This window comes from Thioclava sp. GXIMD2076, assembly GCF_037949795.1.
GTDB classification, from domain to species: Bacteria; Pseudomonadota; Alphaproteobacteria; order Rhodobacterales; family Rhodobacteraceae; genus Thioclava; species Thioclava kandeliae.
On record NZ_CP149933.1, the window covers coordinates 563,731 to 583,327 of the forward strand.

Genomic DNA, 19,597 nt, shown 5'->3' on the forward strand with positions numbered 1-19,597 from the left:
GTCAGGCCGTCGCGAGCACGCGCGCATTGGCGTGAACCGATGCGTCGGTCACCTTGATCCCAAGCCCCGGAGCTTTGGGGACGACCACCGCACCTGCCTGATTGGGGATACGCTCTTCCAGCACATCCTCGGTCAGAACGTGATGGGGCATGTAGAATTCGCACCCCAATGACATGCCGGGCGTCGCGGCGATAAACTGCGTCCCAGCCGCAAGAGCGATGCCGCCTTCCCACAAAGTGCCGCCATAGCCGGGCAGTCGGTGGGCATCGGCAATCGCCATGATCCCCTGCCCCTTCAAGAGGCCACCCGCTTTCATCAGCTTGACCGAAATCGCATCGGCGGCTTTCATGCGTATGACCTCGAGAAGATCGTGCGCATCGAAACAGCTTTCATCCGCAAGGATCGGCGCATCAAGCTTGTCACGGAAGCTGGCCATCGCCGCCAAGGCGTCTCTTGGAACGGGCTGCTCGATAAACGTCGGGGCGAATTGCGCGACATCGCGCAGGGTCGCCATGGCACCAAAGGGCGCAAGCGCCTGATTATAGTCAAGCCGCAGGTCAATCCTGTCCCCAAATTCCGAGCGCATCGCCTCAAGATGCGCCATATCGACGGCATGTGGTTTCACGCCGGTCTTGACCTTGAAGATCGTGTTTCCCTCGGGCACCATCTTCTTCATGCGCTCCATATCCGCATCGAAATCTGGATCCGCAATCGAGAAGGATAGCGGGATCGTATCCCGCACCCGTCCACCGAGAAGCTCTGCCACCGACAGGCCCGAGCGCTTGCCGAGAATGTCGAACATCGCCATCTCGATGGCCAGCTTTGCCTCGCCATGACCGATAATCCGACGGTCCATCGCAGCCATCAGTCCACGGATATTCGACAGCGGCCAGCCGATCACAAGCTCGCGCAGATAAACGTCTATTGCGGCGAAGGCCGCCTCGGATGTGCCGGTGAACACTTCCCACGGCGCAGCCTCGCCCCAGCCTTCGATTCCGTCCTTCGAGACCAGACGCAGCAGCACACGTTTGACAGTGCCTTTCACATCCCCCACGCCCTGCTGGCGCGCCATCATGATCGGGCTTTCGATCAGATAAAGGTTCAACGTCGCAATCGTATCGTCGGAGCGCGTATCGGGCGCCATCATCTGTTCCAGAACCGTCATCGGTCAGTCTTTCTTTTGTTCTGCATGAAAATGCGAAAGGAAATTACGGGTCGCCTCTTCCCGCGGCGTATCGATCACCTGCCGCGCAGGCCCGTCTTCGACAACAACCCCGTCACGCATGAAGACGACGCGATCCGCCACCTCCCGTGCAAAGGCGATCTCGTGGGTGACGATCACCATCGTCATACCTTCACGCGCCAGTTCCTTCATGGTGGCCAAAACCTCACCTACCAGTTCGGGATCTAGCGCCGATGTTGCCTCGTCAAAGAGCATCACCTCCGGCTCCATCGCAAGGGCGCGGGCAATGGCGACGCGCTGCTTTTGACCACCGGACAGGGTGTTAGGCATCTGCCGGGCCCGATCTGCAAGCCCTACCTTCTCAAGCTGGGCCATCGCCAGCTTTTCGGCTTGGTCACGCGACATCTTGCGCACCTGCATCGGGGCCTCGATGATATTCTCCAGCACGGTCAGGTGACCGAACAGGTTGAAGCTCTGGAAGACCATGCCCGTGCGTGCCCGAAACGCCGCAAGGGCTTTGGCACGGGGAACACGTGCGCCCTGGCCGAAGCTGAACGCGGTCTCGCCAACGCGGATGGCACCATCATCGGGGATCACCAACAGGTTGATACAGCGCAGCAGGGTCGATTTTCCTGAACCCGATGGCCCGATCAGCGCAACCACCCCCCCCGGCTCGACGGTAAAGTTGATATTGCGCAAGACCTCCAGATCCCCGAAGCTTTTGCGCAGGGCGCGGACATCGATCATCGGCTCGTCGCCCGAAGCGGCAACACGGCTATACGCGGTCATCAGCGATTACTCCCGAATTTCTTCTCGCGGTGGCGGACATAGATGGTCAGCGGCAGCAGGATCATGAAGTAACCGGCGGCCACGGCTGTATAGGTTTCCAGCGGGCGGAAGCTGTCATGCGCCGCGATCTGCCCCTGATAGACAAGGTCGGGCACAGCCAGAACAGATACCAAAGACGTATTCTTGAACTGCAGGATCGACTGGTTCATGAGCGCGGGCACCATACGCCGGATCGCCTGCGGCAGGATGATCCGCCGCATCGTGCGGGCGGGCGTCATGCCAAGTGCAAGCCCTGCCTCCGTCTGCCCCGTATCGATCGAAAGCACCCCGCCGCGGATAATTTCGGAATAGAACGAACCGCCATAGCAGGACAAAGCAAGGATCGAGGCCGTAATCGGGGTCAGCTCCAAGCCCGTCAGGATCGGCAATGCGTAATAGCACCAGATCAGTTGCACAAGGATGGGCGTGCAGCGAAACAGCTCGATCACTGCGATAGACACACCGTTTACAAAGCGGTTTTTGAGCAGCATTCCGCCCGCACCCAGCAATCCGACCAGAAGGCCTCCGGCCACCACGGCAACCGTCAGGGCGCAGGTAATGCCAAGACCTTCCAGAAAGAGCCAGCGGTAGGTCCATAGAATGCTGAAATCCCACTGATACATGTCATTCTCCGATAAAGCCCGTTGACAGACAGGCGTTTGACCACGACGCGGCCGTGTTCTTCCCGCCAGATGCGACGGGAAGAACAATTATGCTTAGATGCTGAAGCCGGGCGGGAAGTCTTTCTCGGTGACACCAACAAGACCCATGTTCTTGATGATCGCGTCCTTGACGAAGCCATTCTCGCGATGTTCTTCGATCCACGCATTCACGAAGTCCTGCCACGAGGTATCATCTTCGCGGCGGTAACCTGCATTCGACGTCGTGGAATCGACCGGATCAGGGATCACCAAGGTGCCGATCGAGGGATTTTTCGACACCAGTGCCAGTGCCAGAATAAGCACCAGACATTGGGCATCGGCACGACCGGTCATGACGGCGGCAGTCGCATCGGATTGCGTTTTCAAGCGAACGACGTTTGCATCGGGCAGATGGCGGGTAACAGCCGCATCATGCGAGGAGCCTGCATCCACTGCAATCGACAGTTCAGCCTTGTCGAAGTCTTTCCAGGTTTTGCCCTCGACACCCTTTTTCGTCACCAGCGAAAACGCGTTCTTGAAAACAGGTCCCGAAAAATCGATCACCTTCTGACGCTCGGGGGTCGGGTTAAGGCCGAAGAAGACGTCAAGTTTGTTGGCTTGGAGTTCCAATACCGAATTGCCCCATGTCGTCTCGGTGATATCGAGCTTTAGACCCAGATCATCCGCAAGCTTTTGACAGATATCGATATAGAAACCGCGCCATTTTCCGTCAGTGACGCCCTTTTGATAATAGGGCGCTCCGTCGGCAATCCCGCCGATACGCAGCACGCCCGATGCCTTAACTCGCTCGAGCGAACTTTGCCCTTGAGCAAACGCACCCTTACCGGCAACCAGAGCACCGGCCGCGCTTGCGCCAAGCACGGTCGCAAATCTCCGTCGATTCATCATCTCGTCGTTCCTTGTCCTGTTGGTGACAATTCCCATGGCTTTTGATCATGATTAAATAGAGGGCAAAAAATGCCACTAAAGATGAAGATATGACCGAAAGCTGGAGCACATAGAAGTTATAGTCTGTTTTTTAAGCAAGAGTCTTATTGTTTACCCTGCACTATACGAGTTACATCGAATTCTACTGGAGTTAAATTTCGTAATTCTGGCTTTCGTATGATCTTTACTCATGATGGAAAATGGTTAGACGGTTCATCCCATCCCTTGCCGACTTGCAGGCCTTCGAAGCGGCTGCGCGTAATCTTAGCTTCACTAAGGCGTCCGACGAACTGGGCGTCACCCAAAGCGCCATCAGTCGTAATATTGGCAATCTGGAAAAGTATCTGGGTTCCGCGCTCTTTAATCGGGCAGGACCACGCCTTGTTCTTACAGAACTTGGCTCAAGGTACTATTCTGATATCCCGAAGATCCTAGATCACCTCGAAGAAGTATCCATCGATGTCGTCAGAGGACGCCGCGCCCAAGAAGCGTTGCAGATAGGCGCCACGCCCACGATGATGACCCGCTGGCTCATGCCAAGATTGCCGGAATTCCTACAACACCATCCCGATATCAAGGTTGAACTACGTATTATCAATGACGCCGAGGACTTTGCTGAAACGAAGATCGATGTCAGCATATTACGCGGCGCCGGCCAGTGGCGGAATACGCGTGCGATCGAGTTATTTCCTGAACAACTCATCGTCGTCTGCGCGCCAGATATGCTCAAGACGATAGCACATACCCGTATATTCGACTTTGACACTATGCCCGCCCTTCAGAATGCATCAAGGTCAAGCTTATGGCTTCATTGGCTCAGACTGAGCGGTACAGACATGACTGGAACCATTCAGGGGCATCGCTTCGCCAATAGCGACATGCTGATAACAGCTGCGCAAAAAGGTCTCGGCTTTGCGGTAATACCTGAACATTACATCTATAATGAGCTCTCTGAAGGCACCCTTGCAGCACCATTCGGCGATGCCTGCTCTTCCGGTACCGGATATTGGGTTACCGTTCCCGAAAGAAAATGGGACGACACTCGCGTTCAGCTATTTCGCCAGTGGATATTGAATTACGTCAAACGTGAAGGCCGAAATAGGGCTCAGAGTCATTGAGTTCGTCTACCCTGGTCTTTCCCCACTGAAGTGGTCCACCTTTTGGGATAGTTTATCCCGTATGATGGAGGACGACTTGGATGGCAGGCAAATGCGAGAAGCCGGAAGCTATTGTCATGAAGCTGCGTCAGGTTGAGGTCTGTGCCAGGGCCAAGGCGCGAATCTGGCGGATGCCGTGCGTCAGATTGGTGTGACCCGAAGCGGACCTATTACCGTTGGCGACGTGAGTTTGGCGGGATGAACCGCGATCAGCTCAAGCGACTGAAAGAACTCGAGCAGGAGAATACGCGGCTCAGGCGCGCGGTGTCGTATCTGACGCTCGACAAGCTGTTCCTTACGGAGGCGGCAAGGATGAGGGGCGTGTAGCAAACCCTCCAGTGGAGGGTTTGTAGCCCCGAACGCGCAGCCCTTCGGAGTCCTTCGCGTCGTCGTCAGTGCATCGACCATGTCCGGCGGGAACTCGGCAGCTCCGAACGCCGTGCTTGGTCTGGCCCTTGGGCAGCACCGGTCGACCCAGCGCAAGATCCCGCTCGGTCGTCAGGACGAAGCTCTCTGACCGCCGATATCACCGAACTGGCACGGCAATATGGGCGATATCATGACAATACGCACTGGTTCAGGCGGGCGGGTCACGCCAACCACAAGCGGGTCGAGCGCATTTGGCGACATGAAGGGTTTGAAGTCCCGCAAAAGCAGAAGAAACGGGAGCGGCTCTGGCTGGCGGATGGCTCTTGCGTCTGGCTGCGGGCCGAGCGACCGAACCGCGTCTGGTCCTATGATTTCGTGCAGGACCGGACGGCAGACGGGCGGGCTTACCACATGCTCAATATCGTCGATGAATTCACCTAGGGGCGGTGCTGGTGATACGTGTCAAGAGCCCGCGCGACAGTGTTGCCGTGCGGGCTCTTTTCGGTCTGGGCACGCTCGTGGGCTCATTGCGGCGCTTGAGCCCCCACCACCAGCAATCGACGATCTTATGGGCCCCATCCAACTTTCGAGGCGATGGCCGGTGCTGCTCGCCCGTCATCAGGCGCCGCGGCAGGTGCAGGATGGCTAACTCCTATAGTTCTATATAGAAGTAATTGACTCTCGGTCACATCCAGCGTAGAGCGACACTGGGAGAGAGTATTATGTCCGATAAAATGCCAAATACCGCAGATCGCCGTCTGCCGGCTTATTTGCGCCTGCGCGATGAATTGGCGGCGCGTATTGCGGCGGGGGAATGGGACGCATCAGAAATGCTGCCCTCGGAAAACGCACTGACCCGCGAGAGCGGCCTGTCGGTCGGGACGGTGCGAAAGGCCGTGCAACAACTGGTTGACGAGGGTCTTCTGGAGCGCCGTCAGGGCGCGGGCACGTTTTTGCGCAAACCCGCCTTCGACAGCAGCCTGTTCCGCTTTTTTGCCCTGCGCGATGGGGAGGGGCCGTCGACTATCCCTGTCAGCCGTCTGATCGCACGGACCCGCGCCACCGCGCCCGAAGCGGTCGCCCGCATCCTGGGCACCAGTGACTGTGTCAGGATCGAGCGGGTACGCCTGTTGCAAGACATCCCGTGGCTGTCAGAAGACATCTGGCTGCCGCGCGCCCGCTTTGACGGGATCGAAGCAGTACCCGAGATGGAGATCGGACCGCTTCTCTACCCCTTCTACCTTGGCCGCTATGGCCAGTTCATTGCCCGCGCCGAGGATGAGGTTCGGTTTGGAAAAGCGACGGAAATTGCCGCCGAACGGTTGAACCTGCCTGCGGCCGCACCTGTTGCCCTGATCGAGCGCACGGCCTTTGCGCTGGATGGGCAGGCGCTGGAATGGCGCTTGGCCTGCGGCGCGGCCGATCGTTTCCGCTACCGAAGCCGGATCAGCTGACCCACCCGAGATCCCCCTTCCCACCCCGCCCTGATCTCGCAGGCGGATGCCTGCTGTTCCAAGCGAAGAGATGACAAATGCCAGACAAGACGCCCGACATCACCGGTATCGACACCCATGCGCATATTTTCTCTCCCGACCAACCCATGGCCGAGGGACGCCGCTACACCCCCGATTACACCGCAAGGCTGGAAGACTGGCTGGCACATATGGCCGATCACGGCCTCAGCCATGGTGTCCTGATCCAACCCAGCTTCCTCGGGACCGATAACGGGCTGATCGCCGAGGCCATCAGCCAGCATCCGCATCATCTTCGCGGTGTGGCGGTGGTGGATCCCGAGATGTCCGAAAGCGCTCTGGCGCGGCTTGATGCGCAGGGGTTCGTGGGCGCGCGGCTCAACCTCGTCGGCCGGCCGCTCGAGGCCTATGACAGCGCGCAATGGCAGCGATTTTTCCGGCGTCTTGCCGATCTGGGCTGGCAGGTCGAGATCCAGCGCGCCTTCGAGGATTTCGCCACCATCGTCCCGCCCATCGCGACATCGGGCGTGGCGGTGATGATCGACCATTTCGGCTTGCCCAAAGGCGGTATCCGCCCCGAGGATGCCGCGCATCGCGCAGTGCTCGAAATGCTGCGCGCCCATCCGAACGCCTATGTGAAACTTTCGGCGCCTTATCGCAGCGCGCAGGATGATGTTGCCGCCCACCGGTCCTTCGAAGCATTACGCGAGGCCTGTGGCGGTGTGGCACGCTTTTGCTGGGGCAGCGACTGGCCTCATACGCAGCACGAAACCGCTGTCAGCTATGACGACCAGATGACGCGGTTTGCCGCGCTCGTCCCCGACGCGGATGACCGCGCGCGCATCCTGATCACAACACCCGCGGACCTGTTCCGCTTTAGCAAGTAACCATCGACGAGAGAGGGAGGAACCATGAGCCTCGTTGTCGTATTGGCCATCGTGGCCGCTATTGCCTTGGGATATAAAACCCGCATCAATATCGGCCTCTTCGCCATCGCCTTCGCCTATCTGATCGGCAGCTTCGCCATGGGCATGAAGCCCAGCGACATCATCGCGATGTGGCCGCTGAAAATCTTCTTCGTAATTTTCTCTGTCTGCCTGTTCTACAGTTTTGCCATGATCAATGGCACGCTCGAGAAGCTTGCGGGCCATCTGCTCTGGGCCTGCCGTGGCATGCCGTGGCTGCTGCCCTATGCCATCTATCTGACCGCGACGGTCATCGCAGCTATGGGCGCGGGCTATTACACGGTTCTGGCCTTCATGGCGCCGATCACCCTGATCTTGTGCCGCCGCACCGGAATGGACCTGATCCTTGGCGGCATGGCGGTGAATTATGGCGCGCTTGGCGGTGCCAATTTCATGTCGAGCCAGTCGGGCATCATCTTCCGCGGCCTGATGACCAATGCGGGTCTGGACGATAACAGCGCCTTTATCAATGCCGCAGCCATCTTCGGGGCAACCTTCGTATTGCCGCTGGTGGTGATTACGGTGCTGCTTTTCCTGACCGGCCGCCACCGCGTGATTGGCGGAACGGGCGATGCCTTCACCCGCCCCGAGCCGCTCGACAGCCGGCAGCGCGCGACCCTGTGGCTGACGCTTGCCATGATGGCCATCGTGCTGGCCGCGCCGCTTGCGCATCTGGCCTTCCCGTCCTCGACAATGGTCACCTATATCAACTCCAAGATCGATATCGGGCTGATTGCCAGTATCTTCTCGGTCATCGCGCTGCTGATGAAGCTGGGAGACGAACGTAAGGCGATCGCCTCGCTGCCGTGGGGCACGCTGATCATGATCTGCGGCATGGGCATGCTGATCTCGGTGGCGATCAAGGCGGGCACAATCGACCAGCTTGCCGGCTGGATCTCGACGACCATTCCGGCCCATCTCGTGCCGCTGGCCTTCGGCATCGTGGCCGCGATCATGTCGCTCTTCGCCTCGACGCTGGGCGTGGTGACACCTGCGCTTTTCCCGATGGTCCTGCCGCTGGCCGCCTCGCTGGGGCTCAGCCCGATGCTGATGTTCACCGCCATCGTGGTGGGCGCACAGGCAACGTCGATTTCGCCCTTCTCCTCCGGCGGTAGCCTGATCCTCGGCTCGGCTCTCGATGATGAAACGCGCGGATCGCTCTTCACGCGGCTTCTGCTCCGTGCAGCGCCTTTGGGATTTGTCGCAGCGCTGGTCTGCAACCTGATCCTGACTTTCGCCTTCTGAGGCCAAACTCAGCAGGCTGCGGCACGGCGCAAGTGCTGTGTCGCAGCCTGACTATGGCATCGGCCCTGAGCCGTTGGCGGACCCACGATGCTCGCAACCTCGACATCTGCCGGTTGTTCAAGAGCATAGAGGATGGCCCGGACGATCGCTTCCAGGGCCATTCCGATCTCGCCAATCCCGCTGTCGCTCCTCTCCCTGACCGAGGGGTTCGATATGGTCAGTGCCTGCGTGACGCGGCAAACGCGTCTTGGGTTTGGGCGCTGTCATTCCCGGCAAAGAACCGGTTGGAGTTCGTGGCCGTGCAGCGGGGAAGGTACGGGACGTCGAGGGAAGAACGCGCACCGAACCCGATGAAAGCCAAGGATGTCTGTCTTATCGGGACGATGGATTAAGCCGTCTCAGGTGCCCCGGCGCTCACGCCACAGGACGGACGGCACCTCTTTGAAGATCACCGTAAGGACTGTGTCCGACTCGGCGAGAACGCGTTGGTTTTGATCGGCGGGACGGTCAGCTTCTCAGGGCCGAATGCCGACTTCCTGTTGGATATTGTGCCGGACTTCATGCCGGTTCAGCGCCGCACCGCTGGGGCCGAAACCATCTCGACCCTCCTGTCGCTCATGTCGCAGGAGATCGAGCGAGGCGCGAGCGGCTCTATGATCTTGGGCGCACAGCTGGCAAACCGCGCCTCGGGCGGGCCTATCAGCCCCCAAGATCAGCCCCTTGACAATCATCGCCATGGCCACCGTCCAATGGGTCAGCCACACCAACGGATCCCAGATCTCGGGTGCCAAAGACTGATGCCGCGGCATCAGTCGCTTTCCTTGATCTTGACGACATCGCCCGAGGTCGGATCGATATAGACTTCCCAATGGGCTTTGTCGGCATCATCACATTCGGCTTCGATCATCCCGTCTTCCGCGCCGAATTTTGTGACGGTGCAGTCGGCATCCGCCAGCGCGACACTGGCCGCCTCCGGCGTCGTGCCAATATGATCGCCGATGGCGGGCATGGTGCAAGCAAGCATGGGAGCTGCGATGAGGGCAGTGGCAAGCAAGATCGTTTTGGTCATCAAGGTTGTCCTCCGAAAAATCCCGTCCGTCCGGATGGCCTGGGGATGCCTGACGCCCGCTGCCCCGACCGCCCGTAAGCGGCTGCTTATGATCATAAGCAAAACCCGCCGGTAACCGAGATTGCGGCTTTAAGGCGCTGGATGGAGGCCTTGCGCGCTGATCGGCGCCGCCTGCCGCACCAGCGCGGGTCAAACAGACCAGCCTCAGAAAGCGGGGCGCCTCAGTTCGAAATGTGATCCCCGATCACCGGCGCGGCAACCCGCGAAGCGACAGCACCGACCACGCCCATGAAAAGCAGTGCCATCAGGACAAATCCCAAGCCAGCGACAGCCACGGCCCGCATGATCGCGCGCTTCTGACCGAGCTGAAGAGCATTTCCGACATCCGGCGCCGCTCCAAGATCGGAGAGAAAAGGGGGGGGGGGCGGCCGGCAGGTGTCGATCCCCCCTATCCCGACCGCAGCCCCATCGCCCTTATCCACCATGCGCCACGGGCGCCAGTTTTACAATTTCGAGGTACTGCGGCAGCTTCAGGCAGAAAATCGCGCCCCGATGGAAGCCGATCCATATGGCCGTGCGGCCCCGCGCAAACCCCGTGGCGATCGCCCGCGATCTCGTTGCGGCCATCGACCGGGCGGCGACGCCCAAAACATAGGTCCGGCCTAGATCTTGCATCTTTGTTACAAGTCGGTCAGCCCTCTGGTGATCTGGAGAAGGGCGCGGTAAGGCGCTGGGGCGATGCCCTCGCATTTTTCTTCCGCCGATCGAAAGGGCCACTTAGGACATCCTGTCCGTCGTCGAATGATTTGGAACAAGCGGCCTGATACTGGAGCGGAGGGCTTGGGTTCATCGGGTTCAGGGTACGCTGCTTGACGTTTATGGTTCAAGCGGCGGTTTTGGATGGTTTGCAGTTTGATGCGTCTCCTTTCAGCAAGGATGGTTTCACCGCGCCGGAAGGAGACGCCGGCTGGGGTCAAGTTGCTGATGCTCTCGTGGTATCGGTGATTGTTGTAGTGATTGATGAGGGCTACGATGGCGGCTTCAAGTTCGCCCTCCATGAAGTAGTTTCTAGCAGGATGCGGTTTTTCAGGGTCTGGTGCCAAGGCTCAATCCTGCTCTGGGTCTGCGGATGCATCGGCGCACCATGAATATGCTGCACGCCTTTGTCTTCGAGGTATTCCGCCAGATCCCCCGCAATATAGGATGAGCCCACTCAGCAGCCTAGGCTTGTGCAGCACCTTGGCGCTGTCGCAGCCCGATGCAGCCAACGCGATGTCGAGTATATCACTCGGCCATTGTTCTTGAACCAATGGCGAACAAGGCCTCGTCATCCTCAGCCCGCATGCTGGCGCAGAGTTTCCAGCCGATGACTTTGAGGTAGGTAAAGTCGGCTTGCCGCATCGGGTTGGGCGCCGTGGTCCTGTCTTTGAACTCATCGTTCCGGCTGGCCCTCGAACCAATGGCGGGCGGCCCTCACCCTTGATAACGACATAGGCGGGGTTGGTGATTAGTTGACCTGCCCCCCGCGAAATTTCTCACCGTAACGTAGAGTCTGCGCCAACCTTGGAGGAGCAGACACATGCGAAAGAGCCGTTTCACCGAGACGCAGATAATCGGGATGATCAAGGAACAGGAGGCCGGAATGCCGACAGCGGAGGTGTGCCGCAGGCATGGCTTGAGCACGGCCACGTTCTACAAACTGAAAGCCAAGTATGGCGGCATGGAGGTGTCCGAGGCTGCGAGGCTGCGAGGCTGCGAGGCTGCGAGGCTGCGAGGCTGCGAGGCTGCGAGGCTGCGAGGCTAAAGGCCCTTGAGGACGAGAATATCAAGCTCAAACGTTTGCTGGCTGACACCATGTTGGAGAACGTCGTCTTTAGAAACCTGCTAGGAAAGAACTGACGACATTGATCAATCGGCGAGATGCGGCGCGCCCTTGGTGATGTGGGATCATGCCATCTCGCAGCATCGGGCGTGCAGGCTTGTTGGTGTCGACCCCAAGACAGTCGTAAGCGGTGTCTGCGCCCAACGCGGGATCAGCTTGACGAGGTGAAGTTCCAGGGAAGTAGCTCGTCGGTCCTGTTGGCCTGGTGACCGGCGGCGATGGCTTCCAAGGCCGCCTTAAGATAGGCGAAGGGTGCGTTCTTTCTCGTCAGGGCAATGGGGCGGATCAGGTTTTCGACGGCGTTGGAGTCGATCTCGACGCGGCCGTCGCGGAGGAAGGTCTGCAGGCCGGCCCACTGGCGATGGATGTAGGTCAGCTTTTCGCCGAGGCGCGACTTGGCCGAGATGCGCAGGCGCCGTGTCTGCAGCCAATTACCTAACTCGGCCACGAGGGGCGCGCTGCGGGCCTGACGGGCCGACAGACCTTGGCCCGGGCTCATACCCCGGATCTCGGCCTCAATGCGGTAGAGCTTGGCGATACGATGAAGGCCTTCAGCGGCGATCTCCGAGCCGTCGCGGTCGAAGACTTCCTTCAGCTTCCTGCGTGCGTGTGCCCAGCAGTGGGCAACCGTGATCGGCGCGCCGCCCCTGCGGGACGGGTGCGTCAGCCGGTCATAACCGGTGTAGCCGTCGAGCTGCAGGATACCGTCGAAGCCCTGAAGGATCTGTTCCGCGTGGGCGCCGGCTCGGCTGGGCTGATAGGTGAAGACGACACCGGGCGGGTCTTCTCCGCCCCATCCGCAGTCGTCACGGGCCAAGGCCCAGAGGTGTCCTATCTTGGTTCGGCCGCGTCCGGGGTGGAGAACCGGAGCCGTGGTATCATCCATGAACAGCTTTTCGGAGGATTTGAGATGCTCGGTCAGCCGATCGATCACAGGGCCAAGGTGGAACGCAACCGTCCCGGCCCAATCAGCTAGGGTGCTGCGCTCGATCTGGATGCCGGAGCGGGCAAGGATCTGGCTTTGTCTGTAAAATGGCAGGTGGTCCGCAAACTTCGAGACCAGGATATGCGCGATGGCCCGCTCGGTCGGCAGCCCAGCTTCGATCAGCCGGGGCGCCGCAACAGCTTGCGTGACCCCGTCCGGGCAGATCCGACAGGCATATTTCGGGCGGATGTCGACCAAAACCCGAAGCTGCGCCGGAATGATGTCCAAGCGCTCGGTGCGGTCCTCGCCGATCCGGTGCATCCGGCCGCAACCACGTCGCCATCGTCGCTTGGACCGATGGCGCGACAATGGCGACCAATCAAGGCTCGCAGGCTCAAGGACGCGCTCGATGCGCGGCAAACCTGCAGGTAGATGGCCGAGGTTGCGCTGTCGTGACCGGCGCGGCGTCGTGGTGGATGGCGCAGCCTGTTCCTTGCGGGTCTCGACCTCGGCCACGGCTGTTTCCAGGTCTTCAAAGGCCAGCTGCCGATCGTCCTCGCTCAGCTTCTCGGACCGCTTGCCATGCACGAGATGCTCCAGCCGCCGGTTCGCTTCCTTTAGGGCGCCATTCTCCTGCATCACCGCCAGAACGGCGGAGCGCTGGCTCTCGGGGATCACGGACAGGTCGATGGGCGGGGCGCTGGACATGGGCGGATTATACTGCACCAAATGCGCCAAGGCCCTGTCATTCAGCAGGCTGAGTCACTCTGCCACAGCCGGTCGGCGCACCTCCAGTGACCGCACACGGCGCCTGTCCAGGCCGGCAAACAGGGCTTCGAATTGTGCCTTGTTCAGTGTCATGGCCCCGTCGCGGAGTGAGCCATTGTCCGCCAATGATGGTGTGGATGGCCACACCAAACGGCATCGCGATGTGCCAGGGTGGGTCTGAGTACAGCCACCGAAAGGAGCCATCCATGGAACAGCCTATCACGATCGGCCTCGATCTGGCCAAGAATGTCTTTCAGGTTCCTGGGGTCGACACGACCGGCAAAGTTGTCTGTCGCCGCCAGTTGCGGCGGGCGCAACTGCTGCTGTTTTTCTCGCGGCTTGAACCGTGTGTTGTGGGCATGGAAGCCTGCGCCGGGGCGCATTACTGGGGGCGGGAAATTGCCGCGCTGGGGTGTGAGGTCCGTCTCATGCCACCCGCTTACGTCAAGCCTTATGTGAAGCGAGGCAAGACAGACGCGGTGGACGCGGAAGCCATCTGCGAAGCGGTCACGCGCCCGACGATGCGCTTTGTGCCAGTGAAATCGGCCGAGACCCAAGCCGCTCTGCTTGACCATAAGACGCGGGATTTCCTCGTACGGCAGCCTACGCAGATCATCAACGCGATCCGGGCGCATATTGGCGAGTTCGGCATTGTGGTGGCAAAGGGCATCCAAAACGTTGAGCGTCTGATCGCTGCCGCTCGAAACATGCCGGAAGCCGCACGAGCTGCCGTGGATATGATGGCCGAACAGCTTCAGGGCACGTGAGGCATCGGATCGATGCGGTCACGGCACGGATTGCTGAGAGCCAAGCTGATGATCCGCTGGCTCGGCGTTTGGCAGCGGTGCCCGGAGTAGGAGCTATCTCTTCCAGTGCCTTTGCCGCGACGACGCCAGATGTGAGTGCGTTCCGCAGTGGCCGAGATTATGCGGCTTGGCTAGGCCTGACCCCACGCGCACATTCCAGCGGCGGCAAGGAACGACTCGGGCGGATATCAAAGGCCGGCAATCGATATCTGCGACGGCTGCTATACTTGGGAGCTATGGCTAGGATTAGTGCGCGGCGCGTCCGGCGAACGACACCCACGAATGCTACGCCCGACTGGCTGGACCGAATGCTCGACCGCAAACCGGTGAAGGTGGTCGCAATCGCCCTAGCCAACCGTATGGCACGCACGATCTGGGCGCTGATCCAACGCGGTGACAGCTATCGGGCGAGTTTGGCATGAAATGATCAAGACCGGCCACCCGCACTGAGCGGGTAGCCCAGGAGATGGTGAGGCGCAGCGTGAGGTGATGGCATAGGGACGGTAACAGCGGAACGGAACACCCAGTTCGGACCGAAGCGCCTTTGAGCGCGTGCCATTGATCGGGACCTGTCCGCCGGCTGACTTCATCAAGGCGCGCAGCTATGATGCTGCAAATTGACGCCGTATACATGGCCGCGACCGACCGGAATGCCAGACCCAAACAAAGCTCTTGCCAAGGGGCCATCCATACACGGTCCGAGCGACGATGGCGAACGGCCAGGTGAAGGTGCTTTCCTCCAAGCGCTTGTAGGCCATGACTAGGCCGCTGCCGTCCCAGAACAGGATCTTCAGCCGGTCGGCCCGCTTCGAGCGGAAGACGAAGACCGTTCCAGTGAACGGATCTTCCGCCAGTGTAGACTGGACCAGCGCCGCAAGGCCGTCATGGCCTTTGCGGAAGTCGACCGGCTTCGTCGCCACCAAGATCCGCACACCCTACGAGGGCATCAGCATGACTGCGCCTCCAGCGCGTGAACGATCTCCGCAATTCGGGCGTCTCGCACATCCTGGCCGAGTTCAATGAGGATCGAGCCCCGGACAATCCGGACTGGCGCCTCGGCACGGGGCCGCTCCGGCTCAGAAGCAGCCGTGGTCTCTTCCCGGACGACCAGAGGAGCGAAAACCGGCTCATTGATCTCGTAGCGCGCCGCGACACCCGAACACCGTCACCCCAAGCTCCAAGGTCTCGGAGACGGCCTGCGCCTTAACATGATCCAGCCGACGCCTCTGGCCGGAGGCGAAGACTTCAACACCCAGCGCCGTGAGGAACGAACTCTTTGCGAGCATTGCGAAACGCACTCCTTTTCTTCGGATGCGTATCAACTCGCAATCACTGGTCCCGTCAGCAATGTGGGGCGGCGACACCGCTTACAGACAGTCCGGCGTGAACGCCCGCCGGACTGCGCAGATATCCGCAAGGAGATGCAGGGGATCGCCGCCACGCGGCGCAGGTTCGGCTATCGCCGGATTGGCGTCCTGTTTGAGCGCAAAGGCATGAGCATGAACCACAAGAAGCTCTGCCGGATCTATCGCGAGGAAGAGCTGTCCGTGAAAAGGCGACGCGGCCGCAAGCGAGCGCGTGGCGCAGGGACCCCGATGCCATCGGCCGCGGGCGTCAACGCGCGCTGGTCGTTGGACTTTGTATCCGACAGCTTCGGTGCCTCGCGGAAGTTCGGGATCCTCGCCGTGATCGATGATTGCACGCGCGAATGCCTGTGCCTCGCGGCAGACACCTGCCTCACTGGGGCAAGGGTTGCCCGAGAGCTCAGCGCCCTTATCCGGGTCTACGGCAAGCCCGGCTGCATTGTCAGCGAAAACGAGACCGAGTTCACGAGTCGGGCGAACTTGAAATAGGCCGACGAGAATAGCGTGTCTTGGTGCTACATCGATCCGGGTAAGCGTCAACGGCAGCCTGCGGGACGAGTTGCTCAACGAGGAGATCTTCGACAGCCTGGACGACACACGGAGGAAGCCGGCGCTCTAGCGCTACGACCACAATACGGACCGCCCGCATTCGTCCCTGGCCAACCAGACGCCACAGAAAGCGCGCCGGACGGGGAACCAGAATACCCAAATCCAACCTGCGGATTCTCGTTATGAATGAGTGTCCGGCAGGGGGCAGGTCACAGGGTCGAAGCCGAGACAGTTGCTTATCTCGTCGCCAAGGGAACAGGCGTCTCACCGCGAAGCGAAAATTACCTCGACCAATACCAAGGGGCCTTCGATGGGTTGGACCTGCATAGAATCATGAGGGTGGCCAGTGAGGTTGAGAAGGAACTGGACCTTCCGTTTCCCAGAGTGTGGCTATTTCAATGATGTTCGAGCCCCCCCATTCTGCGCGACCCGCCAAGAATGTGGACACGTCCGAACGTCCACAACGGGTTACTCCCGTCCGCGTTATGGGACGCCGCGTTCGACAGCGGCCTTTTCGCTTTCGAGGATGACGGAGTCCCGGTATAATCGGATCAACTTGGTGAGCAGGCACGTTTCAGCATGCATACTTCGACCAATTTGGCCCTGACAGCTGATCACAAGCGCTCCCTTGAATGGCACAGCTCCGAGGTCTTCAGGACCTTGCCATTTCAAGCGAATATATAGGCCATCGGTTCGGAGGACCCTTGGCCCCGCCAACCCGTTGGGCCGAGTGTCCTAGTCGAACATATCCATATCGCCGGGAAAATTGGAGCGCTTCTGCATGAGAAGGTCGTTAAGCTCGGCAAAGATCAGGCGAAGCGCCTGGATCAGCGGCAGAACCCTTGCGTCCTCGATACGGTAGATCACGGAACGGGCTTGCCGCATGCCGACAATGAGATCCGCATCCCTCAGGATCGACAGTTGTTGGGACAAAGTAGGCTGGGGAATACCGAGATCCTCCTCGAGTTCAGTGACGCTGCGCGGCGCGTCCATCAAGTGGCACATCACAGCCAGCCGGTTGGGGTTGGCGAGGTGCTTCACAAGCTCGCTGGCTTCCTCGACACTGTGACAGACTCTTTCAGGCTTGCGTTTACTCAAGATATTTCTTTCAGAAATTATAGAATGACTGATGAGGCAAGTATCCGCCCCTCTCCATCATAGCCTTGCCGGCGCGTTCAAAAAAGCGAAATTTTAGAGCACGCACTACAGATTAGAGTCCTGATTTGCTGAAAACTTAACCGGATATCGTATTTTCCTCTACAGTAACCCGGATTGCAGAGGCTAAGTTTGACAATGGATCGCACACCTAATCAATTAATAAAAAGATAAACTATTATTCTAAATCACCCCTACCCGACTTGATCCTTGAAGGAGCGGAACTATGCTGAAAATCGGCGTGCACCCTATGAACCTGCACCTGAGGCTCGCGCAACTCTGGCCCGGGCTGTTCGATGGCGCGAGCGTCGAGTTCCACAGCTACGTCGAAGGCCGGGACACGGGCGAACTGATCGCGAAGAATACGATCGCGGTCGGCGGCACCGGCTCCACCCCGCCTCTCATCGCCCAGTCCGAAGGCAAGCCCGTCATCTACCTTGCCGCCTCGGCGCCCCGCCCCGCGAACGGCGCACTTCTCGTCGCGCCCGACAGCGAAATCGCCGCAATGGCCGATCTGAAAGGCAAGCGCGTGGCCCTGATCGACGGCTCGTTCCACACCTATTTGCTTGCGCGCTCGCTCGAACAGGCAGAGCTCGGCCTCAAGGACGTCATACGCTGTGAAATGTCGCCTCAGGACTCTCGCAAGGCTCTAATGAAAGGCGACGTGGATGTCTGGATCGCCATGGCGCCGATGATCGAACAGTCGATCGAAAGCGGCGAAGCGAAGCTCCTGTCCCTTTGCGGCGCGACGATCCCGAACCGCTCGGTTTTCTGGACCCTCAGGGACAGCGAGGCCACAGATGCCGAGCTCGAAGCTTTCGTCGCGGGTCTCGTCCAACTGGGCAAGAACATCGCGGCCGATCCGGAACACGCAGCATCCCTGTTGGCGGGCGAGCAAGCCGACGGCAAGGCTGTCGCGACTTGGAAAAGCGTCATCGTCGGCCGCGACTGGACGATCGTCCCCGCGACCCAATGCCTTGTCGTCGAGCAGCAGCAGGAAGCAGACACCTTGCACGCTCACGGTGATTTCAGCACCCGGATCGAGATCGAGAAATTCCGCCCGATGGCTACGACCGTCTGAACGGCGGGCAGAAGGGCAAGACTGTAAAATTGGAGACAAATATGAATGTGCTTTGGTACATGTGCGCCCCCGACGGGCACTACCCGTGGAAACCAGAAGGATCGCGAACCGTAGACTACGGATATTATAAGCAACTTGCGCAGGCCTATGACCACCTCGGCTACACGGGCGCGCTGTTTGCCACGGGCGCGCATGACGTCTGGGTCCTCGCATCTGCGATGATGGCCGCCACCGAGCGGCTGAAGCTTTTGTGTGCGGTCCACCCGGGCGTCGTCGCCCCCACGCTTCTGGCCAAGATGGCAGCGACCCTTCAGGAATTCTCCGAAGGACGGACGCTTCTCAATATCGTCTCGGGCGACGCCAAGATGATGGGCGCCTATGGCCTCACCATGAGCCACGACGAGCGCTACGAGATGGCGGACGAATATCTCACCATCTACAACCGGCTGATGAAGGGCGAGAGCGTCACGCAGGATGGCCGATATTTCCCGACGGTCGGCGCGAAACTCGCGCTTCCCGTGAGCGGGGACACCGCACCGCCGCTGTGGTTCGGCGGGTCGTCCGACAAGGCCATCGATGTCGCGGCCAAACACGTCGAGACCTACTTGAGCTGGGGCGAGACGCCCGAGCAGATGAAGGAGAAGGTCGAAAAGGTGCGCGCCAAGGCCGCCGAATATGGCCGCGAACTGACCTATGGCGTGCGCTTGTACGTGATCGTGCGCCGGACAGACGAAGAAGCATGGGCCGCAGCGGCCGACATGTACGACCAGATGGATGCCGCCTCGATTGCGGGTAACCAGAAATTCGTGGGCGGCACAGACTCCATCGGCCAGCGCCGGATGAGCGCCATGCATGGCGGGATAAAACCGGACAATCTGCGTGACCTCGAGGTTGCCCCCAACATCTGGGCCGGTATTGGTCTGGTGCGCCCCGGCCCCGGGAGTGCGATCGTTGGTAGCCCCGACACTGTGATCCGCACGCTCGAGGAATACAGGAAAGCCGGCATCGACACTTTCATACTGTCCGGGATGCCGCTTCTCGAGGAAGCCTACCGCTTCGGCGAGCTGGTCCTGCCGAAACTCGACGTCAGTCGCGAAGACCCGAAGCCCGCGCGCAAGCAGTTCACCTGGAACACGCTGTTCGATCGCGATCTTGACGCAAAAGTCAAGCAGAACGCGTAAGGAGAGTCA

Annotated in this window: 14 protein-coding genes and 5 pseudogenes; 10 read left to right on the forward strand and 9 right to left on the reverse strand. The window is 59.9% G+C overall.

From position 1 onward, the window contains the following. Window position 1: 1 nt before the first annotated feature. The 4 genes from WDB91_RS16455 to WDB91_RS16470 form a co-directional block, all read right to left on the reverse strand. Window positions 2-1,165: an enolase C-terminal domain-like protein gene (locus WDB91_RS16455; protein WP_339114708.1), complete on the reverse strand. Its 1,164-nt coding sequence runs from the start codon at window positions 1,163-1,165 to the stop codon at window positions 2-4. A gap of 3 nt (window positions 1,166-1,168) precedes the next feature. Continuing rightward, window positions 1,169-1,972 carry an amino acid ABC transporter ATP-binding protein gene (locus tag WDB91_RS16460; protein ID WP_339114709.1) on the reverse strand — a complete coding sequence of 268 codons (804 nt, stop codon included), beginning with the start codon at window positions 1,970-1,972 and terminating at the stop codon, window positions 1,169-1,171. Beyond that, window positions 1,972-2,634 (reverse strand): amino acid ABC transporter permease, encoded by a 663-nt coding sequence (locus WDB91_RS16465; protein WP_339114710.1) that lies wholly within the window; start codon window positions 2,632-2,634, stop codon window positions 1,972-1,974. Before WDB91_RS16465 ends, WDB91_RS16460 begins: the two co-directional genes overlap by 1 nt. A gap of 93 nt (window positions 2,635-2,727) precedes the next feature. Then, on the reverse strand, window positions 2,728-3,561 hold the full coding sequence (locus WDB91_RS16470) for a transporter substrate-binding domain-containing protein (protein ID WP_339115111.1): 834 nt from the start codon (window positions 3,559-3,561) through the stop codon (window positions 2,728-2,730). Between the two features lie 239 nt (window positions 3,562-3,800). Here WDB91_RS16470 and WDB91_RS16475 point away from each other — a divergent pair, with 239 nt between their 5' ends. The 5 genes and pseudogenes from WDB91_RS16475 (at window position 3,801) to WDB91_RS16495 (ending at window position 8,808) form a co-directional block, all read left to right on the forward strand. Beyond that, window positions 3,801-4,718, forward strand: coding sequence for a LysR substrate-binding domain-containing protein (locus WDB91_RS16475; protein WP_339114711.1), 918 nt, complete (start codon window positions 3,801-3,803; stop codon window positions 4,716-4,718). Window positions 4,719-4,798: 80 nt separating this feature from the next. Continuing rightward, a pseudogene (locus tag WDB91_RS16480) lies at window positions 4,799-5,564 on the forward strand (transposase); the annotation flags it as partial. Between the two features lie 284 nt (window positions 5,565-5,848). Continuing rightward, window positions 5,849-6,580: a GntR family transcriptional regulator gene (locus WDB91_RS16485; RefSeq protein ID WP_339114712.1), complete on the forward strand. Its 732-nt coding sequence runs from the start codon at window positions 5,849-5,851 to the stop codon at window positions 6,578-6,580. Window positions 6,581-6,657: 77 nt separating this feature from the next. Beyond that, on the forward strand, window positions 6,658-7,485 hold the full coding sequence (locus WDB91_RS16490; protein WP_339114713.1) for an amidohydrolase family protein: 828 nt from the start codon (window positions 6,658-6,660) through the stop codon (window positions 7,483-7,485). Between the two features lie 24 nt (window positions 7,486-7,509). After that, entirely contained in the window at window positions 7,510-8,808 is a 1,299-nt protein-coding gene (locus WDB91_RS16495; protein ID WP_339114714.1) for an SLC13 family permease, read from the forward strand. An 808-nt stretch (window positions 8,809-9,616) separates the two neighbouring features. Here WDB91_RS16495 and WDB91_RS16500 read toward each other — a convergent pair. Both WDB91_RS16500 and WDB91_RS16505 read right to left on the reverse strand, forming a co-directional pair. After that, on the reverse strand, window positions 9,617-9,877 hold the full coding sequence (locus WDB91_RS16500; protein ID WP_339114715.1) for a PepSY domain-containing protein: 261 nt from the start codon (window positions 9,875-9,877) through the stop codon (window positions 9,617-9,619). A gap of 863 nt (window positions 9,878-10,740) precedes the next feature. Continuing rightward, window positions 10,741-11,314: pseudogene (locus WDB91_RS16505) on the reverse strand (integrase core domain-containing protein); the annotation flags it as partial. A 142-nt stretch (window positions 11,315-11,456) separates the two neighbouring features. Between WDB91_RS16505 and WDB91_RS16510 the strand changes: the two are divergent. Beyond that, a pseudogene (locus tag WDB91_RS16510) lies at window positions 11,457-11,882 on the forward strand (transposase); the annotation flags it as partial. Window positions 11,883-11,910: 28 nt separating this feature from the next. Here WDB91_RS16510 and WDB91_RS16515 read toward each other — a convergent pair. Continuing rightward, complete coding sequence (locus WDB91_RS16515) at window positions 11,911-13,392, reverse strand: IS66 family transposase (RefSeq protein ID WP_339115112.1); 1,482 nt, start codon at window positions 13,390-13,392, stop codon at window positions 11,911-11,913. A 266-nt stretch (window positions 13,393-13,658) separates the two neighbouring features. Here WDB91_RS16515 and WDB91_RS16520 point away from each other — a divergent pair. Continuing rightward, window positions 13,659-14,680 (forward strand): annotated as a pseudogene (locus tag WDB91_RS16520) (IS110 family transposase). Window positions 14,681-14,860: 180 nt separating this feature from the next. Here WDB91_RS16520 and tnpB read toward each other — a convergent pair. Continuing rightward, complete coding sequence (tnpB, locus tag WDB91_RS16525) at window positions 14,861-15,178, reverse strand: IS66 family insertion sequence element accessory protein TnpB (RefSeq protein ID WP_339115113.1); 318 nt, start codon at window positions 15,176-15,178, stop codon at window positions 14,861-14,863. A 450-nt stretch (window positions 15,179-15,628) separates the two neighbouring features. Between tnpB and WDB91_RS16530 the strand changes: the two are divergent. Beyond that, window positions 15,629-16,310 (forward strand): annotated as a pseudogene (locus WDB91_RS16530) (integrase core domain-containing protein); the annotation flags it as partial. Between the two features lie 596 nt (window positions 16,311-16,906). Here WDB91_RS16530 and WDB91_RS16535 read toward each other — a convergent pair. Further along, window positions 16,907-17,269 (reverse strand): metalloregulator ArsR/SmtB family transcription factor, encoded by a 363-nt coding sequence (locus WDB91_RS16535; protein ID WP_339114716.1) that lies wholly within the window; start codon window positions 17,267-17,269, stop codon window positions 16,907-16,909. 283 nt (window positions 17,270-17,552) lie between these two features. Between WDB91_RS16535 and WDB91_RS16540 the strand changes: the two genes are divergently transcribed. After that, entirely contained in the window at window positions 17,553-18,407 is an 855-nt protein-coding gene (locus WDB91_RS16540) for an ABC transporter substrate-binding protein (RefSeq protein WP_339114717.1), read from the forward strand. Window positions 18,408-18,448: 41 nt separating this feature from the next. Beyond that, window positions 18,449-19,588 carry an LLM class flavin-dependent oxidoreductase gene (locus WDB91_RS16545; protein WP_339114718.1) on the forward strand — a complete coding sequence of 380 codons (1,140 nt, stop codon included), beginning with the start codon at window positions 18,449-18,451 and terminating at the stop codon, window positions 19,586-19,588. The last annotated feature ends 9 nt before the right edge of the window (window positions 19,589-19,597 follow it).